Here is a 20,021-nt window from a genome sequence, read left to right as displayed (position 1 = left end):
GTGCAGTTACAGCAAGATTCAGCTTAGTTACTACTCTTCACTGGACGGAACGGATTCAAGAAATTTACCAGTGCATAAAGCTCACGCGACTGAATCCATAAACGTCCTTTACCCCGGAAGCGGCAAACCAATCCTTCCCCGCCCAAAATTCCAGTTCTCAGCCCTTTAAATGACAAGCCTCCCAACATTTCGACATTGTATTGTAACGAGTCTTCAAACGCCACAATATAGCCCGTATCTACTACATAATCACCGGCAACTGGAATTTCTACAATTGCCCCATAAGAACTAAACCAGATATCTCCTTGACCTGTTGCTCTCAGTAAAAATAACGACTCCCCACTAAAGAAGCCCTTAAAACCTTGAAACTTAGTATCAATTTCGACACTAGGGTTAGCTGCAACAAAACCCGAAGATTGCACCATCAATCCATTACCACTCAGGTAGTAATGCTGAATGTCTCCAGGGACTCCAGGCGAAACATAGAGTTGTCCTGCCCTTCCTTCAGCGGTAAATTCACTCAAAAATAAAGATTCACCGCCCAGCATCCGACCGATACCTTGCATTAAGCCACCTTTGACTTTGGACTTCATTTTAATGCAAGTATCCATTGCTGCCATTGCGCCCGATTCTACCAAGACAGTTTGATTTGCTTGTAAGTCGAGGCGTAGGGAAGCATAGGCTGGGGAATGCTCGATTTCGTAGGCAATCTCATTCATAATTATCCTTTGCTAATTCCTAATTGAAGGATGGGTAATCGTTCAAAATCTATTTATCAATGACAAATTCCCACTCTTTATCGCGGCGGAAGCTGAGAACCCACTAGCACCCCGAAGGCACCTGGATTGTGAGTTTGGCAAAATACTCGACCTTGTCCTTGAAACCGACAAACGAATCCTTCTCCGCCCAAAAACGAACCAATTAAACTGGAAGTTGCTTTTCTAATTTCAAACTTCAGGCTTTTCTCAAATGCCACAATATGTCCCGTGTCAACGATATATTCGCCATTCACAGGAATTTCATAAATTGCCCCAAAGGAAGATAGCAGAACAGAGCCATGACCGCTGACATTTAACCAAAAAATTGATTCCCCAGAAAACAAAGATTTCAAGCCTTGAAATCCTAATTCAATATCAACATCTGACTCGCTAGCAAGGTAAGAAGCAGATTGCACGACCAGCCCAGATCCAGTCATTTGATAAAGTAAAATATCGCCCATCAATTTGGGAGCTAAAAATACTTCACCGCCAGCCGTGGGAGAGCGAAAAACGCTCAAAAACAGCGACTCACCGGCAACCATGCGTTTCAGTCCGCCTAAAATTCCGCCGCCTTTTCCTTGCCTTAAAGTCGTACTGGCATTGATATAACCGCTCATGGCAATCATCCTGCCAGCTTCTGCGACTAATTCTTCACCGGCACCGAGAGTAACGCGAGCGATCGCGCTATCCGGCTGATGTAAAATTTCCACATCCATCGCTTCAAATCCTCTTGATTTATGCACTCAGCAATTAAGCGAAAAAGCTATTACAATCGGCTTTTTCTTAACGAAATTTAGGACGTAAATATCCGACCAAACCCCCAATACTGCGAGATTGTAAATAAATTTCTCCTTGCCCCGTCAGCCGGTTGACTAACCCTTCCCCCGACGTGACAGAACCAAGCAAGCCACCTGCGAGTCCAACATTCATTTTGATGCCAGGTTCGTAGGCAACTAAGTGACCGCTATCAACCACAAATTCCCCGGTTATCCGTTTTTGAATGATGCCGCCATAAGCACCGAAAAATACCTGACCTTGACCGCTTAACTTCAGCTTGAACAGCCCTTCTCCTGAGATCCAGCTCTTAAAACCTGCCCACTTAACTCCCATTTTCACGCCTGGACTATGGGCAATATAAGCACCTGGTTGAAAGCAAATTTCTCGTCCGCCCCGCAAGTCAATACAAGCTATATCGCCAATGGTGGATTGAGTCAAGATTAAATTCAGAGGTTGCTGTGTATTGTTGGTAAAAACATTCACAAAAAGGGATTCCCCACCAAAGAATTTCTTTAGCAATCCAGAGATTAAACCCCCTGAAAATTCCGTCTTTATCGACAATTTGGCATCCATACTGGTCATAGCTCCCGCCTCAGCAGTGAGGCTATCACCTGGATTCAGGATGACAAAAATAGAGGCAAAGGCTGGTTTATAGCGAATTTCGTACTTCACCGACAAATCTCCTGCTTGTGGAGGATGCAAACCTATACAAGTCTGGCAGAAGTTTTTCCGGTATCCAGATTTTTTTAAGAAAAAGCAATAAGTCGATCCGGGGCGGCTGAGGCGGCTTGGCTCTGGATTTAGGGCATTATTTAGCTTTGGGGAAGCAGCAACTTGACCGCGTGGTAGGTTGGAAGGAAGACTGTAACAGCATCCTTTCCTCCATGCGATCGCCTCAACCTCGAAAACAATTTGCTCAACACTGGCTGCGGAGTGACAAGGCGCTCAATCAAATTGTCGCCGCAGCGGAGTTATCCAGCAGCGAGTCGCCTGAGGGCGATCGCTCCGCTTCACGGGTTTTAGAAATTGGCCCTGGCACGGGCATCCTGACTCGTCGCTTATTACCTTTAGCTCAATCTGTTGTTGCGGTTGAAATTGACCGCGATTTATGTCAACTGCTGGCGAAACAATTAGGTAAAGTCGATCATTTTTTACTTTTGCAAGGCGATTTCCTTTCATTCGACTTAGACGCTCAACTTGCTCCTTTTCCAGCGTTCCAACATCCCAATAAAGTTGTTGCCAATATTCCTTACAACATTACCGGCCCAATTCTGGAAAAGTTGTTAGGTACCATTGCCCAGCCAGCCGCTAAACCGTTTGATTCCATCGTCCTGCTGGTACAAAAAGAAGTCGCACAAAGGCTTTATGCCAAACCAGGCACGAAACATTTTGGGGCATTAACCGTGCGGGTGCAGTATTTGGCAGAGTGCGAGTTAATCTGTATTGTGCCAGCGGGAGCATTTTATCCGCCGCCCAAAGTAGATTCAGCGGTAGTGCGGCTGCGTCCGCGATTGATAGAACCGCCCGCCGAAAACCCCAAGCACCTAGAGAATTTAGTTAAACTCGGCTTTGCCGAAAAGCGCAAAATGTTGCGAAATAATCTGAAAAGTATGGTTGAACGCGATCGCCTCACCCAAATACTGGAACAATTAGAAGTAAACCCTCAAGCCCGCGCCGAAGACTTGGGCCTTACCCAGTGGGTTGCTTTGAGTAATTTGCTCAAGCCTAACGACTAAAGTTGCGGCTACACAAACTCTTGTCAGGATGGTGCGCGGACTGAAAAGATCGCTTGTTTGACTAAGCCTGCTCTCGTCAAACTTGGTTTATGTAGCCCCAGTATGAGAGCCTGTGGGCATATATCTACAAAACCCTAATGCGTTCCTATACCCTGATTTCCCCAGCCAAAATTAATCTGTATCTGGAAATTATCAGCGATCGCCCGGATGGTTATCACGAACTGGCGATGGTGCTGCAAAGTGTTGGTCTTACCGACCAAATTGATTTGCGATCGCTTAGCACTGAATCCATCCAAGTTCACTGCGATCATCCCCTAGTACCGTCAGACAAAACCAACCTTGCCTACCGCGCAGCAGAGTTGATGGCGGCAGAATTTCCCCAAGCTTTTGCCCAGTACGGCGGTGTCGAGATTAACATCAACAAACGAATCCCCGTGGGGGCAGGGTTAGCAGGGGGATCTAGCAATGCTGCTGCTGTTTTAATGGGAATCGATTTGCTGTGGCATCTAGGACTCACTCAGTCGGAATTGCAAGAACTGGCAGCAAAAATTGGCTCAGATGTCCCGTTTTGCATCGCGGGGGGGACAGCGCTGGCAACTGGGCGAGGCGAACAACTCTCTCCCCTGCCTAATTTGGAGCATCCCTGGGTGGTATTGGGCAAATACCGCAACCTTGCGGTATCTACACCCTGGGCTTATCAAACTTACCGGCAGAAGTATATCAGTACCTACGTTTCTGACGCTGATAGTTTAGAGGTTCGCAGACAACGGGTACATTCTGGAGCGATGGTTAACGCCATCTTCAAGAAAGATCAGGTGAAAATCGGTCAATTACTGCACAATGACTTAGAAAAAGTCGTATTGCCGGAGTATCCCCAAGTGCTGCGACTGCGGGAAGCGTTCTATGAAGCGGGGGTCTTGGGGGCAATGATGTCGGGATCGGGGCCAACCGTGTTTGCTCTTTCGGAATCAGAAGCCAAAGCACAACAAGTACAGCAGCACGTAAGAAAGTCAATCCCCGAACCCAATTTAGATTTGTGGGTAGCACCGTTTACCACCGCTGGGATTCGGGTTGTTGCCCATTGATTGCGCTAAATATTCATCACCGATCCCTAATTGCGAATCGCTCAATGAACCTATGAATAATCCAAACACTACAGATAACCCACCAGCCCCAGTCCAAACGCCCACGAGTCCTCTACGCTGTTTGAGTGGTGCGTCGATCGCAGGAGCAATGGCAACAGGTTGTTATTTCCTCACCAATTCAATTGCTCAAAGCTTTGCTGCCAAGCCCATCCACTCGGATAATGTAACGACCATCAATATTGCGATCGCTGTTCGCACCCTCGTGGTGGGCGTCAGCACGCTGGCAACCTCTATCTTTGCCTTAGTGGCTGTTGGTCTAGTTGCCTTAGCGATCCAAATCGCCTTTCAACGCTTGACGAATCGGACGCCTCCACCCAGTCAAAATTAGAATTCTTATCTAATTACTTTCAGGGCAAAGCGAGATACCCGTCGAGAGCTTTAACATCCCAAAAGTCGGGTGGGCATTTTTATCTTGAGACAAATGGAATGAATCGGGGAAGCTTGCCGATGGTGGGTGCTAGCTTCCCAATTTTCCGCGCCGTTAGCTAACTAGAGCAATCCGATTTGAGCGGTGAGCCAGCCCATCAGATCCCCGACTTCTCTCCCGAAGTCTGGGATCTCACCTTTCCGAGTTATTTAGAACTGCTATGCCTAATCAGATGAGCAACTACTAGGGAAATTGTAATGAGTATTACAATTTCGCACTGTCAAAAAGACTTGTCTTGGCAATTTTTTCTGATGCGGCTTTCTTGCCCATCACCGCCACAAACTCCTATTTTAAGGCAAGATGAGCTTGATTCTAGCTAACTTAGCTCGCATCTCCCGAAAGTCATTAAAAAGAATCAGTAAAAATGCCGATGACTGGTACGCCAAATTACCTGGAAATTAGAATTTAGGACTCAGCAACCAGTGTAAATTTTTCAAGAAGAATTATGAAGAATAGATGAAGTATGCAAATAAGTAATCACTCTAAAAAGACGGTTTTTAGCCTTTTCAACAGACTCGACAGTAACTTTCAAGACAAACTATGCTTCTGATTTCGTCGCAAATCTTGCTAACTTTATCTTTTCTTTAAAATCTCTGTTTAGAGGTGCGTAGAAATAGCAGATGATAGTCATAGAGAGGTTCGCTCCAAAAACTAGGATTAAAATACTCCTGGTTGAGCGAGGAGCATTACCGGCTGCAAAGATAAACCCGGTATTCCTGCTCTGCGGTGCCTGAGTTGCTTTTTTAGAAACCTATATTCAAGCAGCTACCATCAAGCTTACGTGTAATCAAACGGTGCATACTTATGACTGTCTCCCCTTGCCAGATAATCACAGCGAAGAACCAAGTGTGGCTTCCGGAAATCAAAGAGCCAGCAGAACTCATTGAGCAACTTTTGGCAATCGGGACAGCGCTTTCGAGCAGTCATAATTTAAAAGAATTACTGAATCTGATTTTATCGAAGAGTCGGGAAATTACTTGTAGTGATGCGGGGAGTGTTTATTTAGTAGAGCGAAGTAGTGACACTCCCAAGTTAGTGTTTAAGGTCGCGCAAAATGATTCTCAATGCAGCGATTCCTTTCAAGAGTTTTTGATGCCATTGACTCCGAAAAGTCTGGCAGGGTATGTGGCGCTGACAGGTGAAAGCTTAAATTTGCCGGATGCTTATAATTTACCCCTGGAAGTTCCCTATCAGTTGGATCGCAGTTTTGACAGCTCGATTCCTTACCATACTCGCTCCGTCTTAGTGCTACCCATGCAAGACGGTGAAGGGGAAATTATTGGGGTGCTTCAGCTAATTAATCGCAAGGTTAATCGTGATGCGATTGTCACGCCTGAAAATGTGCTGAATGTTACCCAACCTTATTCTGCTTGGGAAGAGCGCGTTGTGCGATCGCTTGCTTCTCAGGCGGCGATCTCGATCGAACGCAATCAGCTGCAAGAAAGTATTGAAAATCTATTTGAAGGCTTTGTTAGAGCTTCTGTCCAAATTATTGAAACACGAGATCCCACAACATCCGGGCATTCCGAACGAGTTGCCGACTTAGTGGTGCGTCTCTCGCAAGAAGCCAGTACAATTACCACGGGATCGCTGCGGTCAATTTATTTTAACGAACGCCAAATCCAAGAAATTCGCTACGCCGCACTGTTACATGACTTTGGCAAAGTCAGTACACCCGAAGCCATTCTGGGGAAGCAGAAAAAACTCTACCCATCCCAGATAGAGGTGATTCGTAACCGCTTTGCTGTGGCGCAGCGAACGCTGGAAATGGAATGCGCCCAGACTAAATTTAAGTATTTACTGGAGCATCCCAGCCATCAACATAAAGATTCGGAAATTGTCTGTTCCCACTGCCAACAGCTACAACAATTAGATAGTCAGTTAGAGGATGCGATCGCGCAACTCAATGAATATTGGCATCTCCTACTAGAGGCGAACGAACCCCACATTCTCGCCCAAGAGCTTCCAGAACGGCTCCAAGAGCTGTCTGGTTACACTTATCAAGATGTGGATGGACAGATCAAGCCTCTCCTCTCACCGACAGAGATTGCTCAGCTAATGGTGCCACAAGGCAACCTGACAACCGAAGAGCGTTTAATCATCCAAGCGCACGTCACGCACACTTTTGAGTTTCTCAACCGGATACCCTGGACGAAACACCTCAAAGATGTTCCCGCGATCGCCGCAGGGCATCACGAAAAACTCGACGGGAGTGGCTACCCTCAAGGCTTGAAACAGGAAGCGATTCCAATTCAGTCTCAGATATTGACAATTGCGGATATTTATGATGCTCTTACAGCAAGCGATCGCCCCTATAAGCGCCGCTTGCCCGTAGAAACTGCCCTGAAAATCCTCAAAGCAGAAGCCGCCCAAAACAAAATCAACAGCGACCTCGTTACCCTGTTTGAGCAACGCCAAGTTTTCGCTGCTTTGGGACATTCCCTCTCAGTTCCAGCTCCTTCAGCCGCCTGATTCCGTAGGATAGCCATTTAAGGTTGAAATGGTGGATCGGATTAAAACGTTAAATTTTAACCGACCAACGTTTTAAAGTATCAACATTTCAACCCTCGACTGAGTATCAGCCGTCCTTCGATTAGCACTTTGCAATTCTTATCTTTCACCCAACTTTTCCCCATCCATTCCCCAGCCTTTCCACAAAGGCGTTCAACTTTTTCCACAGGTTCTCTGACCTTTTCCACAGGGTTGAACACTCGGATCGGGTTTTGCTGTTCTATTGGGGATTTTTCTAAAAGACAGTAACTCAGCCGAGAGCAACCGAGTTTTTGTAAAGATAAGTAACAAAAATCCGCCTACAGAGCTGATTAACTCGTGCATATTTTTTAGACATACCCCGGCCTGTAATATTTCGCAGCATTGACAACCCTACCCCCTCTCAGCAGACAATGATGCGACGGTCAGTGTGATTGGCAACTGCAAGACTGACCCTTGTAAGGGCATGGGGCTGTTGCGCCCTTACCCATAGACAACGCAAAGGAATTCTATGAACACAAATATCAGTATCTTGGCAGAAATTCCCGAAGACCTACACGAATCTCTCAAAGATTACCTGGAAACTCATCCCGATTGGGATCAAGACCGGGTATTTGCCGCAGCGCTGTCGCTGTTCTTGCTGCAAAATGGTAATGGCAGCACCCCAGAAGCTTCGCACAGTTATCGCAAAGCAGCACGGGTCTATCTGGAAACTCTCTTCCAGCACTCAGTTTGAAAAATTGCTCTGCTACCCTTGCAAAAACTTGTTGATTTTACAGAGTTTGACTGTAGAGGACACGATTGATGGCTTATTTCTGGTTTAAGGCTTTTCACATTGTCGGCTTTGTGGTTTGGTTTGCAGGCTTGTTCTACCTAGTACGTTTATTTATTTATCACGTAGAGGCGTCGGAACAGCCAGAACCTGCCCAAACGATTCTGAAGAATCAGTATCAGATTATGGAAAAACGCCTTTACAACATCATCACTACACCGGGCATGATTGTCACGGTAGCGATGGCAATTGGTCTGGTAAGTACTGAGACTGAAGTGCTACGAGAGAGTTGGTTGCATATCAAACTCGGTCTGGTGACTGCTTTGATTGGCTACCACCATTACTGTGGTCGTCTCATCAAACAGTTAGCCGAAGACCGATGCACCTGGAATAGTCAGCAGTTACGCGCTTTGAATGAAGCGCCGACGTTACTTTTAGTGGTGATTGTTTTGCTGGCTGTGTTTAAGAATAGCCTGCCTACAGACATTACCACTTGGCTCGTTGTTGGGCTGATTGTGACGATGGCAGCGACCATTCAACTTTATGCGAAAAAGCGCAAGCGAGACCAAGAAAAACTCATGGCTTCTGTTCCCCAAGAAGAGGTTCAACAAGTAATCTGACGAAGTTAGCGATCGCTTCTGAATTCGCTTGACCCAGGTTAGTGGTTACTAATCATCGACAATTGATAATGGACAATCAAAAAATGACCACTGACAACGGAAAAGCAACCTCTACTCTAGTGATTCCCCAGCTAATCGTTGGTCTGGGGAATCCAGAACCCAAGTACGAGAAGACGCGACACAATATCGGGTTTGAAGTGATTGATGCCTTAGCGCGTTCCTGGCAAATTTCCAAGAGTGAAAATCGCAAGTTCCAGGGGGAGTTTGGGGAGGGACGCGGATTACACGGAGACAAGGTGCGGTTACTCAAACCCCTTACCTATATGAATCTCTCCGGACAGGCAATTCGCGCGGTGACGGATTGGTATAAATTGCCGCCAGAGTCTGTCCTAGTAATTTATGACGATATGGATTTGCCCCTGGGAAAGATTCGCTTGCGTCTTTCTGGTTCGGCTGGGGGACATAATGGAATGAAGTCTGCGATCGCTCATCTCGGTACTCAAAATTTCCCTCGATTGCGGATTGGCATCGGTAAAACCAAAGTAGAACAGGACACGGTTTCCCACGTCTTGGGTCGGTTTTCCCCTGATGAAAGTAAAGCTTTGTCTGATGTCATGCAACTCGTGGTTGAGGCGGTGGAGTTGAGCCTCAAACAAGGAGTTGAGAAATCCATGAGTCTTTACAATAGCCGTAGTGTTATGGCAAATAAAGAATCTAAAGAAGCGCCCTAGCTGATGCTGTAGTGGTAGCACGCCAGGGCAACTCACTTTTGTTACCCAAAACGTCTTTTTTTGCGGCGGGCAGCAGTTGCCTTGCGCTTGCGCTTTTCTATGGGAGTTTCAAAATGCCGCCGATATCTAAAATCTGCTAAGATTCCAGCCTTGGATACTTGCCGTTTGAAGCGGCGCAAAGCTGATTCTATTCCCTCATTTTCGCCTAAAACCACTTGGGTCATTCTTGATGATTCCTCTGTATAGGTGATTAAGTTGCTTTTCGGGTGTGAACTTAATCCACGATCGATGGCTTTGCTTGAGCGATCGCAGCTTTCGTTCATTCCTCCTGCGATTGGCGCAGCGGCAAGGGTTATGACCATGCCTCTACTGCCGTTTTCGGTGTGTTTCGGGTAAAGACTTGGCTGCCGAGTCTCTAGTGCCCTACTCACCTCCAGACCATTTGCGTACTGGAGTTGTACAGACCCAATATCGCTTCTGTACAAAGCTTTTTGCTTATTGTTTTTCCCGACGAGTGCGATTAGCCTACCAACGTACTCAGTCTCGAACTTCCAGGAGCAGCCCTACCTTATTCAGTCGCTCTGAGTACCTGAGATGACTCCAGCCAAACGACGGGCGAGCAGCACACTTAAGCTACCCTAAGCATTGATTGTACCATGCGCCACCCAGCATCTTACGACTAACCTGGTCTGGTGTAGTCGTAAGATGCTGGGCGCATTTTTACTCAATTTTGACCAACTAACACTGCTAGTCCCTAACCGAAATCAAGCGGAGAATTACAGGCAATCGATCTTTGCTGTTATTCCAATCTCAAGTTGACATGATTAAGCCACTAGCTCAATAGCGCCGGGAAGAGAAATTTCCTCCTCCTCCTTGACCGCTCCTGCTTCCTGGACTGCGACTCCCACCCCTATCTTCACGGGGTTTGGCTTTATTTACTTTCAGGGTGCGACCCATCCACTCTGCTCCATCGAGGGCTTCAATTGCAGCTTCCTCTTCAGCATCCGTTCCCATTTCTACAAATCCAAAGCCACGCATCCGCCCCGTTTCTCGATCTGTAGGCAGCTGAACTCGTTTAACGGTTCCGTACTCTGTAAAGACAGATGTGAGATCGTCTTGCGTAACTTCGTAGGATAGGTTTCCTACATATATCGACACGGAAATATCTCCACCATTCAATATTTTCAAGCTCCAGTTTCGGAGAGCTATTTGCCCACACAGTAGAGATAAACTTGCTGCGCGAGTAACAAAGCTTACATCCGATTCTGATTCACGAGCAAGATTCTAGCATAAAATTTATTTTCTGAATCGAACCGTTCCTAACTTTTCATTAAGCAGGCGTACAAAATCAGGGGAAAACTGTTTTTCACCAGCAGCAGAAGTCGGATTTCTTCGTCTGTCTACCCTCCTTGCGCCCCCGCGAACCCCCTCAATTCCTCCACTAAGGGAAGGAGGCTTAGGGGGTTAGGGATTGTATTTGAGCTAACTGTTACCATTTCACTTTTGTGAGGCTACACATCAGCTTTCCTGAACCCCTGCTGAATTCGGGGCAATAGACAGATGAAATGTAGTGGTAATTGGAAAAACTAGAAAAGTAAAAAATAATGCCTCTTGCCTTCGTTGGGGCAATCAGCGGCAATTCCTGATAATATTTAGCTCATAATATTTGGCTCAAGCAGGAAACATCAGCATCCCCAAAGTGTAGGCTTAAAGCTACATTCAGATTTTCCAGAGATTTGATTAACCACGGCACACCATCTCTGGCATAAGACTCGTAGTGGTTAAAAAGAATTGAAAATCGCTTTTCCAAGTAGGGCTTGACCTTGCGGCACAGCAGCACTATTTTCAAAAGCAAGCCGGTTGTGAATGTCGCCCCCAAATTCGTAATCAGATCGACGAAGACATAGTGATTCGGTCGCTGCGGACTTTCTACCACTAAAAAGTTCAACAATTGACTACAAGTTCGGACAATCAAGAATTCGCTAGGTCTTTGGGAATCGCTATTCGGGAGAGTGTTTTTTAGCTGGGCATACAAGCGCTCGTTAAACTGACGTTTACCAAATTCTGGGTCAATGGAAGCGGTCAGATATTCGTATAAATCCCATTTAAAAGCTCTGTAGGAAGGTGTTTGGCTAGTGTGGGTGAGGAAGCGCTGTGATAAATCTCGGTAGGTGTGGGAGCCTTCTACTTTGCCGTAAAATTGTTTGAGAGCAACACCCAGTTCGCGATCGCTCAATAACGTTGGATTCGTCACCGGCTGGATAATTCGTTCGCGTTGACTGGGGCAAGTCTGACGCGACACTTGGGCACGCCGTACTTGGTAAGTCACGTACTGAGACAAATCGACTTCAAATCCCCGCTGAATTCGGGATTGAATTTGCCGAACTGTTTGCTGATGCTCGTAAGAACTGTCTTCACTCAACAGGCAATGTTCATATAGGTAGGGATACCGGCGAATTAAGCTTCCTAAAGGCTTAGAGTCATTGCCAGCTGCCTCTGCGGCTTGACTCATCACCTGGGCTAGCCGTCGCAGGGTCAGATATTGCTCCGTCTGGTTGAACATCCTTACCAGTTCCCGCAAACGTCTGGCTCCGCGAGAGCGAACCGTTCCCATGACCGGAGGCGTCTGGAATATTTCTACCAAATCCGGGATGGACGCTTGGAGATTGGGGTGCATCTGCCAGCGATTGATCAGAATATGGCAGCACCGATTAAGAATAAACCGGAATTCCTGCTCAGCCTGCTTGGAAGTCGTAATTCTCTCCAGCGCCATCCAGATTTTTGGCTCTGAATACCCCACGCCATCCATGAACAGCTGGCGAAATCGCTCGATCATCCGACTGGGTGATTCATGTTGAACCCAGTAAAGCAAATGATCGTAAAGCTGCTGCTCTTCAGTGCTAGTGTGTCGGTGATAACAGTCTGTCCAGGTTGTCACTTCAATGCCCCCCTACGTACGCACGCTAGGGCTGAGTTTATATCAGTTCGGTTGATTCGGTTTATTTCTATTGCAACTGTCGTGTAGTAGACGCTTGAATCGATGCACCCTAAATATCACCCTGATAAGGGGGCTATTTTCTATACTCCTATAATCGGAGAAAGATTACCCCAAATAGAGCATATCTTGGTTGATTCTTCAAATGGTTCCGCAAATATGCGGCAAAATTGTGAAGTTTCGATGAAGTAAAAATACGGATGCCGCAGAGCATCAATTATTCACTTCGCGCATCTACCTCTAAAGTAGTGGGACAAGATAGCGGATTATGTGATGGAAATCACTGCTCAAAATGCATCTTTTGTTCTAACGCTTTGCGTAGTGCATGATAAGGATGAATCTTCTTGAATGAACATAAGCCTCATGCCTTGTCACGTCCTCCTCTCTCAAATAGCCCAAATCATAGGGGCGAAACCAATCAATCTATCTGACGCCGAATTAGCAAGATATGTTGCAGGAATTACAACTGACACCCGTAGTCTGAAGCCGGGGGAAATTTTTGTGGCACTACGGGGAGACAAGTTTGACGGGCATGAGTTTGTGGAAACGGCTCTAGAAAAAGGAGCGATCGCAGCCATTACTGACCACCCATTGTCGGGATCTCTTCCACATTTGTGCCTAGAAGACACCTTGAAAGCATATCAAACGATCGCTCATTGGTGGCGCTTGCAGTTCGATATCCCTGTAATCGGTATAACCGGCTCGGTAGGTAAAACCACTACCAAAGAATTAATTGCAGCAGTTTTGTCAACAAAGGGCGACATTCTTAAAACTCAGGCTAACTACAACAACGAAATTGGTGTTCCCAAAACACTATTAGAACTTTCACCAATGCATAACTATGCTGTTATTGAAATGGCAATGCGTGCTAGGGGTGAAATTGCCCTATTAACACAAATTGCACAACCTTCTGTAGCGGTAATTACGAATGTGGGAACCGCGCATATCGGGCGGTTGGGTTCGGAGGAAGCGATCGCCCAAGCGAAATGCGAATTACTCGCGGAAATGCCTTCCAATAGCATCGCTGTTCTGAATCACGACAACCGCTTGTTAATGGAAACTGCGGCAACAGTTTGGCAAGGGCAAACCATTACCTACGGCTTGGAAGGGGGAGATTTACGCGGGGAATTGATTGATAACGAGACATTGTGCGTCGAAGGGGTGCATCTGCCGTTACCGCTACCGGGGCGTCATAATGCATCTAATTTTCTGGCAGCCTTGGCAGTAGCTAAAGTTCTCCAGGTTGACTGGAAATCGTTAACCGCCGGTTTGTCGGTAAATCTGCCATCTGGGAGGGCGCAGCGCTACGATTTGCCCAACGATGTTGCCATTTTGGATGAAACCTACAATGCTGGGCTAGAGTCAATGCTGGCGGCACTGCAATTGTTGGCACAAACGCCAGGAAAAAGGCATATTGCGGTTCTGGGGACGATGAAGGAATTGGGAGAGCGATCGCCCCAATTCCACTTCGCAGTTGGAGAAGCGGCGCGGCGGTTGAATCTAGACGCTTTGCTGGTGCTGGTAGATGACAAAGAAGCCGAAGCGATCGCTCTGGGTGCTGCCCCTTTACCTGCTGAGTGCTTTTCGACGCATCAGGCTATGGTAGAGCGTTTGAAAGAAATGGTGCAAGAAGGCGATCGCATCCTTTTCAAAGCCTCCCATTCAGTAGCCTTAAGCCGAGTTGTCAATCAACTTCGCACCGAATTAACTGACTAATTATTTCAAATTCCCAATACCCCGTAGAGGCACCTCTACGGGGTGTCCACACCAAACAAGAAGTCACCCCAAAATGGCTAAGAAATTAGACCAAATCCTTGTGGTTGATATTGAATCAACTTGCTGGCAAGGAAATCCACCCACTGGGCAAGAAAACGAAATCATCGAAATTGGGATTTGTCCAATTGATATCGCTACGGGAGATCGCTTGGAAAAAGAAAGTATTCTCGTGAAACCCGAACGTTCCCAAGTTAGTCAATTTTGCACCAATCTAACCACATTAACTCAAGCACAAGTTAATCTAGGAATTTCTTTTGAATCAGCCTGTTCAATTTTAAAGAAAAAATATTTATCAAAAGATAGAGTTTGGGCAAGCTACGGCGACTACGACCGACGACAATTTGAAAAAAAATGCCAATCTCGCCATATCAGTTATCCTTTCGGAACCCGACATATAAATATCAAAACTCTTTTTGGGATTATTCATGCCATGCCAAATGAAATTGGCATGGATATGGCATTAGAATTACTGAATCTTCCCCTTGAAGGAACTCACCATAGAGGAGGAGATGATGCTTGGAATATAGCCGGTATTTTATCGAAATTAATATTACAAAAAAGAATAAATGTAACACTAGGTGCAAGTTAAAAACTTAAACTCACCCATTCGTTATGCCCGCTGAAACACCAGCACCCACATTACTTCCATCGATTCTCTTAGGTTCAGCAGAGGCTGATAGCGAGTTGCACTTCTTTGAGCTTAGCTTGGAAGTATCTGAAGTTTAGCATCACAAAAGTTAAATAGTATTAGTATAAGTTAGCTGAAAATAAAATTGGGGCAACAACCTGTGGAGAAATATTATCAATAGCTGCAATAATACTCATCTTTTTCCCCATAAAATAATTTGTTTTATATTTATCAATTGAAAAAAAGATCGCAAATATAATGAACGCTTTCTAGAGAGGATATTCCCTGCTGACCCCAGCTAGACCAATTAAATAAAAGTAGATAGAATCTAGAAGCAAAATTATTTTAGTGTCTTAGTAGTCCTGAGTCCTTAGTCAAGAGGTAGTAGGTAATCAGCGATCGTTCTTACCAACTACCCACCACCCACGATCCACTACCCACTATCCATGAGCAAGAAAACTATTTGCCTAGTTTTAACTTTGTTTTTGGTGGCCTGCGGTGCAACCGGAAGCAAGATTACACCTACACCTGAGGCTGGAAAAGCCGGGACTTTTAAAGTAGCGATGCTTTTTCCTGGCCCTATAAATGACAAAGGTTGGAATCAATCAGGTTACGAAGGGCTGAAATTGATTGAAAAAGAACTTGGGGCTGAGGTGGCTTATACTGCTAGCGTTCCTGAAGCTGATGGTGAGAAACTTTTTCGTCAATATGCCCAAAAAAGTTTTGATTTCCTCATCAGTCATGGTGATGAATATCGCGACGCCGCCGAAACAGTTGCCAAAGATTTTCCCCGCACTAAATTTGCCCTCATGAGCAGTTATGCCGGTAACAATAAAAACGTGGGTGCTTTGGCGTTTCGGAGTGGGGAAGTGGGTTATCTAACTGGGGTCGTTGCCGGACTCAAAACCAAAACTAAAAAAGTTGCCTTTATTGGCGGTCAAGCATATCCAGTGATGGAAGAAGAGGCTATCTTATTTAAACGGGGTGTCCGGGCAACGAAACTGGACAGTACAGTTTCTATCAAGTGGCTTAACAGTTGGTCAGATGCGGACAAAGCTAGAAAAATTGCCCAAGAGCAAGTAGCAGCGGGAACTGACGTTTTAGTCGTTGATGCCGATAGAGCCAATATAGGTGTTATTAAAGTAGCTGCCCAAAGTAAGGGTGTTTACGTTATCAGCTGGAGACATGCCACCAATGAGATTGAAAATCAGCACAAACTGGCTCCAAAGACGATTGTTACCAGCGTTATCCAGCAGGTGCCTATGTTAATGCTGGAGGGAGCAACCTTGGTACAACAGGGGCGATGGGAAGGCAAGCAATATAAGTTTGGGCTGCTAGAGGAAGTCCAAGATTTAGCTCCTTTTTATGGCTCGTTAACTCCAGAGCAAGAAGCTTTCGTCGCTTCTGTTAAGCAAGAGATCGTCACTGGCAAAATAGATGTTTCACCCTAGAGGCAATTTACATCGCTTCTCTAAGAGTTTTAAACAATTGCGAATCAGCGGGTGCAACTTTCTGAGCTAGGAGGCACGATGAACAAAAGAAATCGCAACAGTGCTTCGCATCAAGCTAATACAGGTATAAATTTACCTTTATCTTGGCTTTCTTCAATTGCAAATCAGCTGAGATACGGCCTGGTCTTGCTAGTCGTTTCAACACTATTGCTCACTTCTGGAATTTTAATCTATCTAAGCTTTCAAGCTCAATTGCAACAAGTAGAAATTGCCCAACAAGAGCGTAGTCATGCGGCTGCTGGGGAAATCAATGCTTACTTGGATGACTTGCAGCGGAAACTAAGCTATTTAGCGAGAGTGCAAGGGTTGACCGATCTTTCGCCTGAGATTCAAGATAGATTTCTGGAAGCGTTAACCCGCCACAATAGTGCTTATGAAACAGTGGCAATTTTTAATAATAAGGGTAATATTGTTTCTTCCTCTTCGCCTTATGGTAAAGCAATTTTCTATCAAGAAGAAGCTTCTACATCATTTTTACAAGCTTTTAGACAACAGGAAGATTTTGTCAGCCCCGTTAGAATTGACCCTAAGACTCACTTGCAGACGGTCATCTTAGCTGTGCCCATTCGCAATCAACAAGATGAAATTAATGGCGTTTTAATGGCTTGGATCAATTTAAAGTTTCTCTGGAATGTTCTCTCTCACACCAAAGTAGGTAAGACGGGTTATGCTTATGCGATCGATAATCGCAATTATTTAATTGCCGAAAAAGGAAAATCTCCTGAAAGTTTTAATCTGAAAGACCTCTCACACTACCCATTCATCCAAAAATTAACTAAATTAAATGGTGCAAAACGGCTGACTACTTATCAAGGTTTGCGAGGTGTTGAGGTTGTGGGAGCCATTTCTACCATCCGGACTGGGCGCTGGAAGGTGGTGGTAGAACTACCCACCGTTGAAGCCTACGCTCCGGTGCGAAAAATGCTTTTGGTGATGGGGATAGCATTGAGCGTGGCGATGCTAGTGGCAATTGAGCTGGGTTGGTTCTTCTCCCGACAAATTGTATTACCTTTGCAGCGTTTAACAAAAGCCGCAGCCCAAATTAGTGGGGGAAATCTAGATACGGAAGTCACAGTTAGACAAGGCAATGAATTGGGGGTATTAGCGACCACTTTTAATGAAATGACGTCTCAATTGCGGGGACTCATTAAAGATTTGAGGAAGGAGCGAAATTTTGTTTCTGCCATCCTTGATACGGCTGGTGCTTTAGTGGTAGTTCTCGATTGCCAAGGACGAATTATCCGTTTTAATCGAGCTTGCGAGAAAACAACTCAATATTCATTTGAAGAAGTCAAGGACAAGTATTTCTGGGATTTATTTATAATTCCGGAGGAATTGGAACCCGTCAAAACTATCTTTAAAGCTCTTCAATCAGGGGAATTTCCTAAGACTAATGAAAACTACTGGGTAACGAAAGATGGAAGCCGAAGACCGATTGCTTGGTCGAATACGGTTCTCGTCGATGCGGATAGCTCAGTTAATTACATTATCAGTATTGGGATAGATATCACCGAACGAAAACGAGCGGAAGAGGCTCTGACGCGAAGTGAGGAATTATACCGCACGCTTGCAAGAAACTTTCCGAACGGCGCAGTTTTCTTATTCGATCAAGACCTCCGTTACACGATTGCTGAAGGTGCAGGATTAGCTGCGATTGGTCTTTCTAAAGAGTTGTTAGAAGGAAAGATGCTTTGGGAGACATTACCTCGTGAAACTTGTGAATTGTTAGAGCCGACTTATCGGGCGGCGCTGGCAGGAAAAGGCACTGTTATTGAAGTTCCTTACAATAATTCGTCTGATAGCGATCGCGCTGCTTCCAGGATCTATCTTTTGCACGCACTTCCCGTCAAAAATGAGGGCGGAGAAATTTTTGCGGCAATGGTGATGACGCAAGACATTACCGATTGGAAGCAAGCAGAGGAGAAACTACGTCAAGAAAGAGATTTTAACACTACCATTGTCCAAACTTCTCCAGCTTTTTTTGTGGCTATCAATCCGGATGGCACCGTCAGAATGATGAATGACGCAATGCTTTACGCTCTTGGTTATACCTTTGAGGAGGTTTTAGGAACTGATTATCTTTCAACGTTTATTCCCCAAAGCGATCGCGCAATCGTTTCTGAAGTCTTTGAGCATGTCATCCAACTACAGCAACTGCCTCAAAGGCACAACTACGTGCTTACCAAACAAGGCGAAAAACTGCTAGTAGAATGGCACGGAAAGTCGGTTGCGAAAGAAAATGGGGAACTTGACTTTTTCTTTGGGTTAGGAATTGATATTACCGAGCGCCAGCGTGCAGAAGAGGCGCTGTTACTCTCGGCGGAGCGCGATCGCTTGTCGGGCGCGATGGCACTCCGGATTCGACAATCACTCGATATTCAGCAAATTCTAGATACTACTGTGATAGAAGTCCGAAATTTTCTGTTAGCAGATCGGGTTTTTATCAGTCGTATTTATAGCAATTTTGAGGTGGTTGCGGAATCGGTCGCTCCCCCTTGGCGACCTGTTTTGGGATGGAGTCCCACAGATGAAGAACATATGCAACAAATCAGAGCGATGTTTGAGAATAAAACTATCCACGTTGTCAAAGATACTTCTCAAATAGAGCTTTCTTCAGCGATTTCTCAAGATTTTTCCAATTATCATATCAAAGCTTATCTGGCTGTACCGATTCTTCTGAATGACGAGCCGTGGGGAATCCTGATGGTCGATCAATGTACAACCCCGCGTGACTGGAAACAATTGGAAATTGATTTGCTTTCATCGCTGTCAACTCAAGTGACAATCGCCATTCAGCAAGCAAAACTCTATCAACAAGTACAGGATCTCAATGCTAGTTTGGAACGTCAAGTTGAGACGCGCACTGCCCAACTCATTCAAAAAATGGAGGAACTCAAAGAGCTGAACGAACTCAAAGATGAGTTTCTTCATGCAGTTTCTCACGATCTTCGCACGCCGATTATGGGAATGTCCTTGGTAGTGAATAACTTGTTGAATAAGCCAGGAGACACGATTCCCATTCCTCGCTCAATTTTAGAGCGGATGATCCAGAGTAGCGATCGCCAACTGGGTTTAATCAACTCTCTCCTCGAAGCGCATTCCAGCGAAGTTCGCGGCGTTGTCCTCCAATATGAGTTTGTAGAATTGAGTACGTTGATTCAAGCGATCGCAGAAGACTTAGAACCGCTGCTATCAAAACATCAAGCGTCGCTGATAAATCGAGTTCCCGACGATTTACCGGGCGTGACAGCCGATCCATTGCAGCTAAGACGAGTTTTTGAAAATCTGCTGACTAATGCTCTGAACCATAACCCACCCGGACTTCGCATCACCTTGGAAGCCACCATAGAAGAAGAGATGATTCATTGCACCGTTGCTGATAACGGGATCGGGATGACTCCAGAAGCGTGCGATCGTCTTTTCGATCGTTATGTTCGAGGAAACCGCGCCCGTTCTGCTGGCATCGGTCTAGGGTTATATCTTTGTCGGCAAATCATCACCGCTCATGGGGGACAAATTGGTGCCATTAGCGCCCCCAGAACTGGAGCAACTTTCTGGTTCACATTACCTTTAGCAACCTCACCAGAGGCAGAAAAAGCTGGTTAGTTCATCGTCATTATTGCGTTACCACTGACTAATGACCGATCGCTAAAAA

The 20,021-nt window shown here is 45.6% G+C and carries 17 protein-coding genes; 11 read left to right on the top strand and 6 right to left on the bottom strand.

The genetic code is table 11. The annotated features are described in order from the left end of the window. Window positions 1–23 precede the first annotated feature (23 nt). From NDI44_RS12740 to NDI44_RS12730, 3 genes are all read right to left on the bottom strand, one after another. A complete protein-coding gene (locus NDI44_RS12740; RefSeq protein WP_347276185.1) occupies window positions 24–722 on the bottom strand; it encodes a TIGR00266 family protein in 699 nt (232 codons plus the stop codon). A gap of 74 nt (window positions 723–796) precedes the next feature. Then, a complete protein-coding gene (locus NDI44_RS12735; protein WP_190411600.1) occupies window positions 797–1,474 on the bottom strand; it encodes a TIGR00266 family protein in 678 nt (225 codons plus the stop codon). A gap of 67 nt (window positions 1,475–1,541) precedes the next feature. After that, a complete protein-coding gene (locus NDI44_RS12730; protein WP_190411599.1) occupies window positions 1,542–2,207 on the bottom strand; it encodes a TIGR00266 family protein in 666 nt (221 codons plus the stop codon). A 212-nt stretch (window positions 2,208–2,419) separates the two neighbouring features. On the opposite strand from NDI44_RS12730, the gene rsmA reads away from it, so the two are divergent. The 7 genes from rsmA (at window position 2,420) to pth (ending at window position 9,456) form a co-directional block, all read left to right on the top strand. Beyond that, entirely contained in the window at window positions 2,420–3,271 is an 852-nt protein-coding gene (gene rsmA, locus NDI44_RS12725; RefSeq protein WP_190411723.1) for a 16S rRNA (adenine(1518)-N(6)/adenine(1519)-N(6))-dimethyltransferase RsmA, read from the top strand. A gap of 137 nt (window positions 3,272–3,408) precedes the next feature. Continuing rightward, window positions 3,409–4,356 carry a 4-(cytidine 5'-diphospho)-2-C-methyl-D-erythritol kinase gene (ispE, locus tag NDI44_RS12720; RefSeq protein ID WP_190411598.1) on the top strand — a complete coding sequence of 316 codons (948 nt, stop codon included), beginning with the start codon at window positions 3,409–3,411 and terminating at the stop codon, window positions 4,354–4,356. Between the two features lie 52 nt (window positions 4,357–4,408). Continuing rightward, window positions 4,409–4,744, top strand: coding sequence for a DUF3082 domain-containing protein (locus tag NDI44_RS12715; RefSeq protein WP_190411597.1), 336 nt, complete (start codon window positions 4,409–4,411; stop codon window positions 4,742–4,744). Between the two features lie 903 nt (window positions 4,745–5,647). After that, complete coding sequence (locus NDI44_RS12710) at window positions 5,648–7,315, top strand: HD family phosphohydrolase (protein WP_190411596.1); 1,668 nt, start codon at window positions 5,648–5,650, stop codon at window positions 7,313–7,315. A gap of 529 nt (window positions 7,316–7,844) precedes the next feature. Beyond that, entirely contained in the window at window positions 7,845–8,069 is a 225-nt protein-coding gene (locus NDI44_RS12705) for a DUF2811 domain-containing protein (protein ID WP_190411595.1), read from the top strand. 68 nt (window positions 8,070–8,137) lie between these two features. Further along, complete coding sequence (hemJ, locus tag NDI44_RS12700) at window positions 8,138–8,725, top strand: protoporphyrinogen oxidase HemJ (RefSeq protein WP_190411594.1); 588 nt, start codon at window positions 8,138–8,140, stop codon at window positions 8,723–8,725. An 83-nt stretch (window positions 8,726–8,808) separates the two neighbouring features. Next, window positions 8,809–9,456 (top strand): aminoacyl-tRNA hydrolase, encoded by a 648-nt coding sequence (gene pth / locus NDI44_RS12695; RefSeq protein WP_190411593.1) that lies wholly within the window; start codon window positions 8,809–8,811, stop codon window positions 9,454–9,456. A 41-nt stretch (window positions 9,457–9,497) separates the two neighbouring features. Here the strand turns inward: pth and rpsU are convergent, their stop codons facing one another. The 3 genes from rpsU to NDI44_RS12680 all read right to left on the bottom strand — a co-directional run bounded on the left by rpsU (window position 9,498) and on the right by NDI44_RS12680 (window position 12,394). Continuing rightward, a complete protein-coding gene (rpsU, locus tag NDI44_RS12690) occupies window positions 9,498–9,680 on the bottom strand; it encodes a 30S ribosomal protein S21 (protein ID WP_190411722.1) in 183 nt (60 codons plus the stop codon). Window positions 9,681–10,293: 613 nt separating this feature from the next. After that, complete coding sequence (locus NDI44_RS12685; protein WP_190411592.1) at window positions 10,294–10,614, bottom strand: RNA-binding protein; 321 nt, start codon at window positions 10,612–10,614, stop codon at window positions 10,294–10,296. Between the two features lie 499 nt (window positions 10,615–11,113). Next, window positions 11,114–12,394, bottom strand: a complete 1,281-nt coding sequence (locus NDI44_RS12680; RefSeq protein ID WP_190411591.1) for a hypothetical protein — start codon at window positions 12,392–12,394, stop codon at window positions 11,114–11,116. 420 nt (window positions 12,395–12,814) lie between these two features. Between NDI44_RS12680 and murF the strand changes: the two genes are divergently transcribed. The 4 genes from murF (at window position 12,815) to NDI44_RS12660 (ending at window position 19,972) form a co-directional block, all read left to right on the top strand. Beyond that, complete coding sequence (gene murF, locus NDI44_RS12675) at window positions 12,815–14,167, top strand: UDP-N-acetylmuramoyl-tripeptide--D-alanyl-D-alanine ligase (RefSeq protein WP_190411721.1); 1,353 nt, start codon at window positions 12,815–12,817, stop codon at window positions 14,165–14,167. A gap of 73 nt (window positions 14,168–14,240) precedes the next feature. After that, a complete protein-coding gene (locus NDI44_RS12670; protein WP_190411590.1) occupies window positions 14,241–14,816 on the top strand; it encodes a 3'-5' exonuclease in 576 nt (191 codons plus the stop codon). 485 nt (window positions 14,817–15,301) lie between these two features. Beyond that, window positions 15,302–16,306 carry a BMP family protein gene (locus NDI44_RS12665; protein ID WP_190411589.1) on the top strand — a complete coding sequence of 335 codons (1,005 nt, stop codon included), beginning with the start codon at window positions 15,302–15,304 and terminating at the stop codon, window positions 16,304–16,306. Between the two features lie 78 nt (window positions 16,307–16,384). Then, window positions 16,385–19,972: a PAS domain S-box protein gene (locus NDI44_RS12660; RefSeq protein ID WP_190411588.1), complete on the top strand. Its 3,588-nt coding sequence runs from the start codon at window positions 16,385–16,387 to the stop codon at window positions 19,970–19,972. The last annotated feature ends 49 nt before the right edge of the window (window positions 19,973–20,021 follow it).

Origin of the sequence: Trichocoleus sp. DQ-A3 (genome assembly GCF_039961975.1) — a bacterium.
Taxonomy (GTDB): domain Bacteria; phylum Cyanobacteriota; class Cyanobacteriia; order Cyanobacteriales; family FACHB-T130; genus FACHB-T130.
The sequence above is the reverse complement of the archived record's forward strand: the minus strand, read 5'-3'. Positions and strand labels throughout refer to the sequence as shown.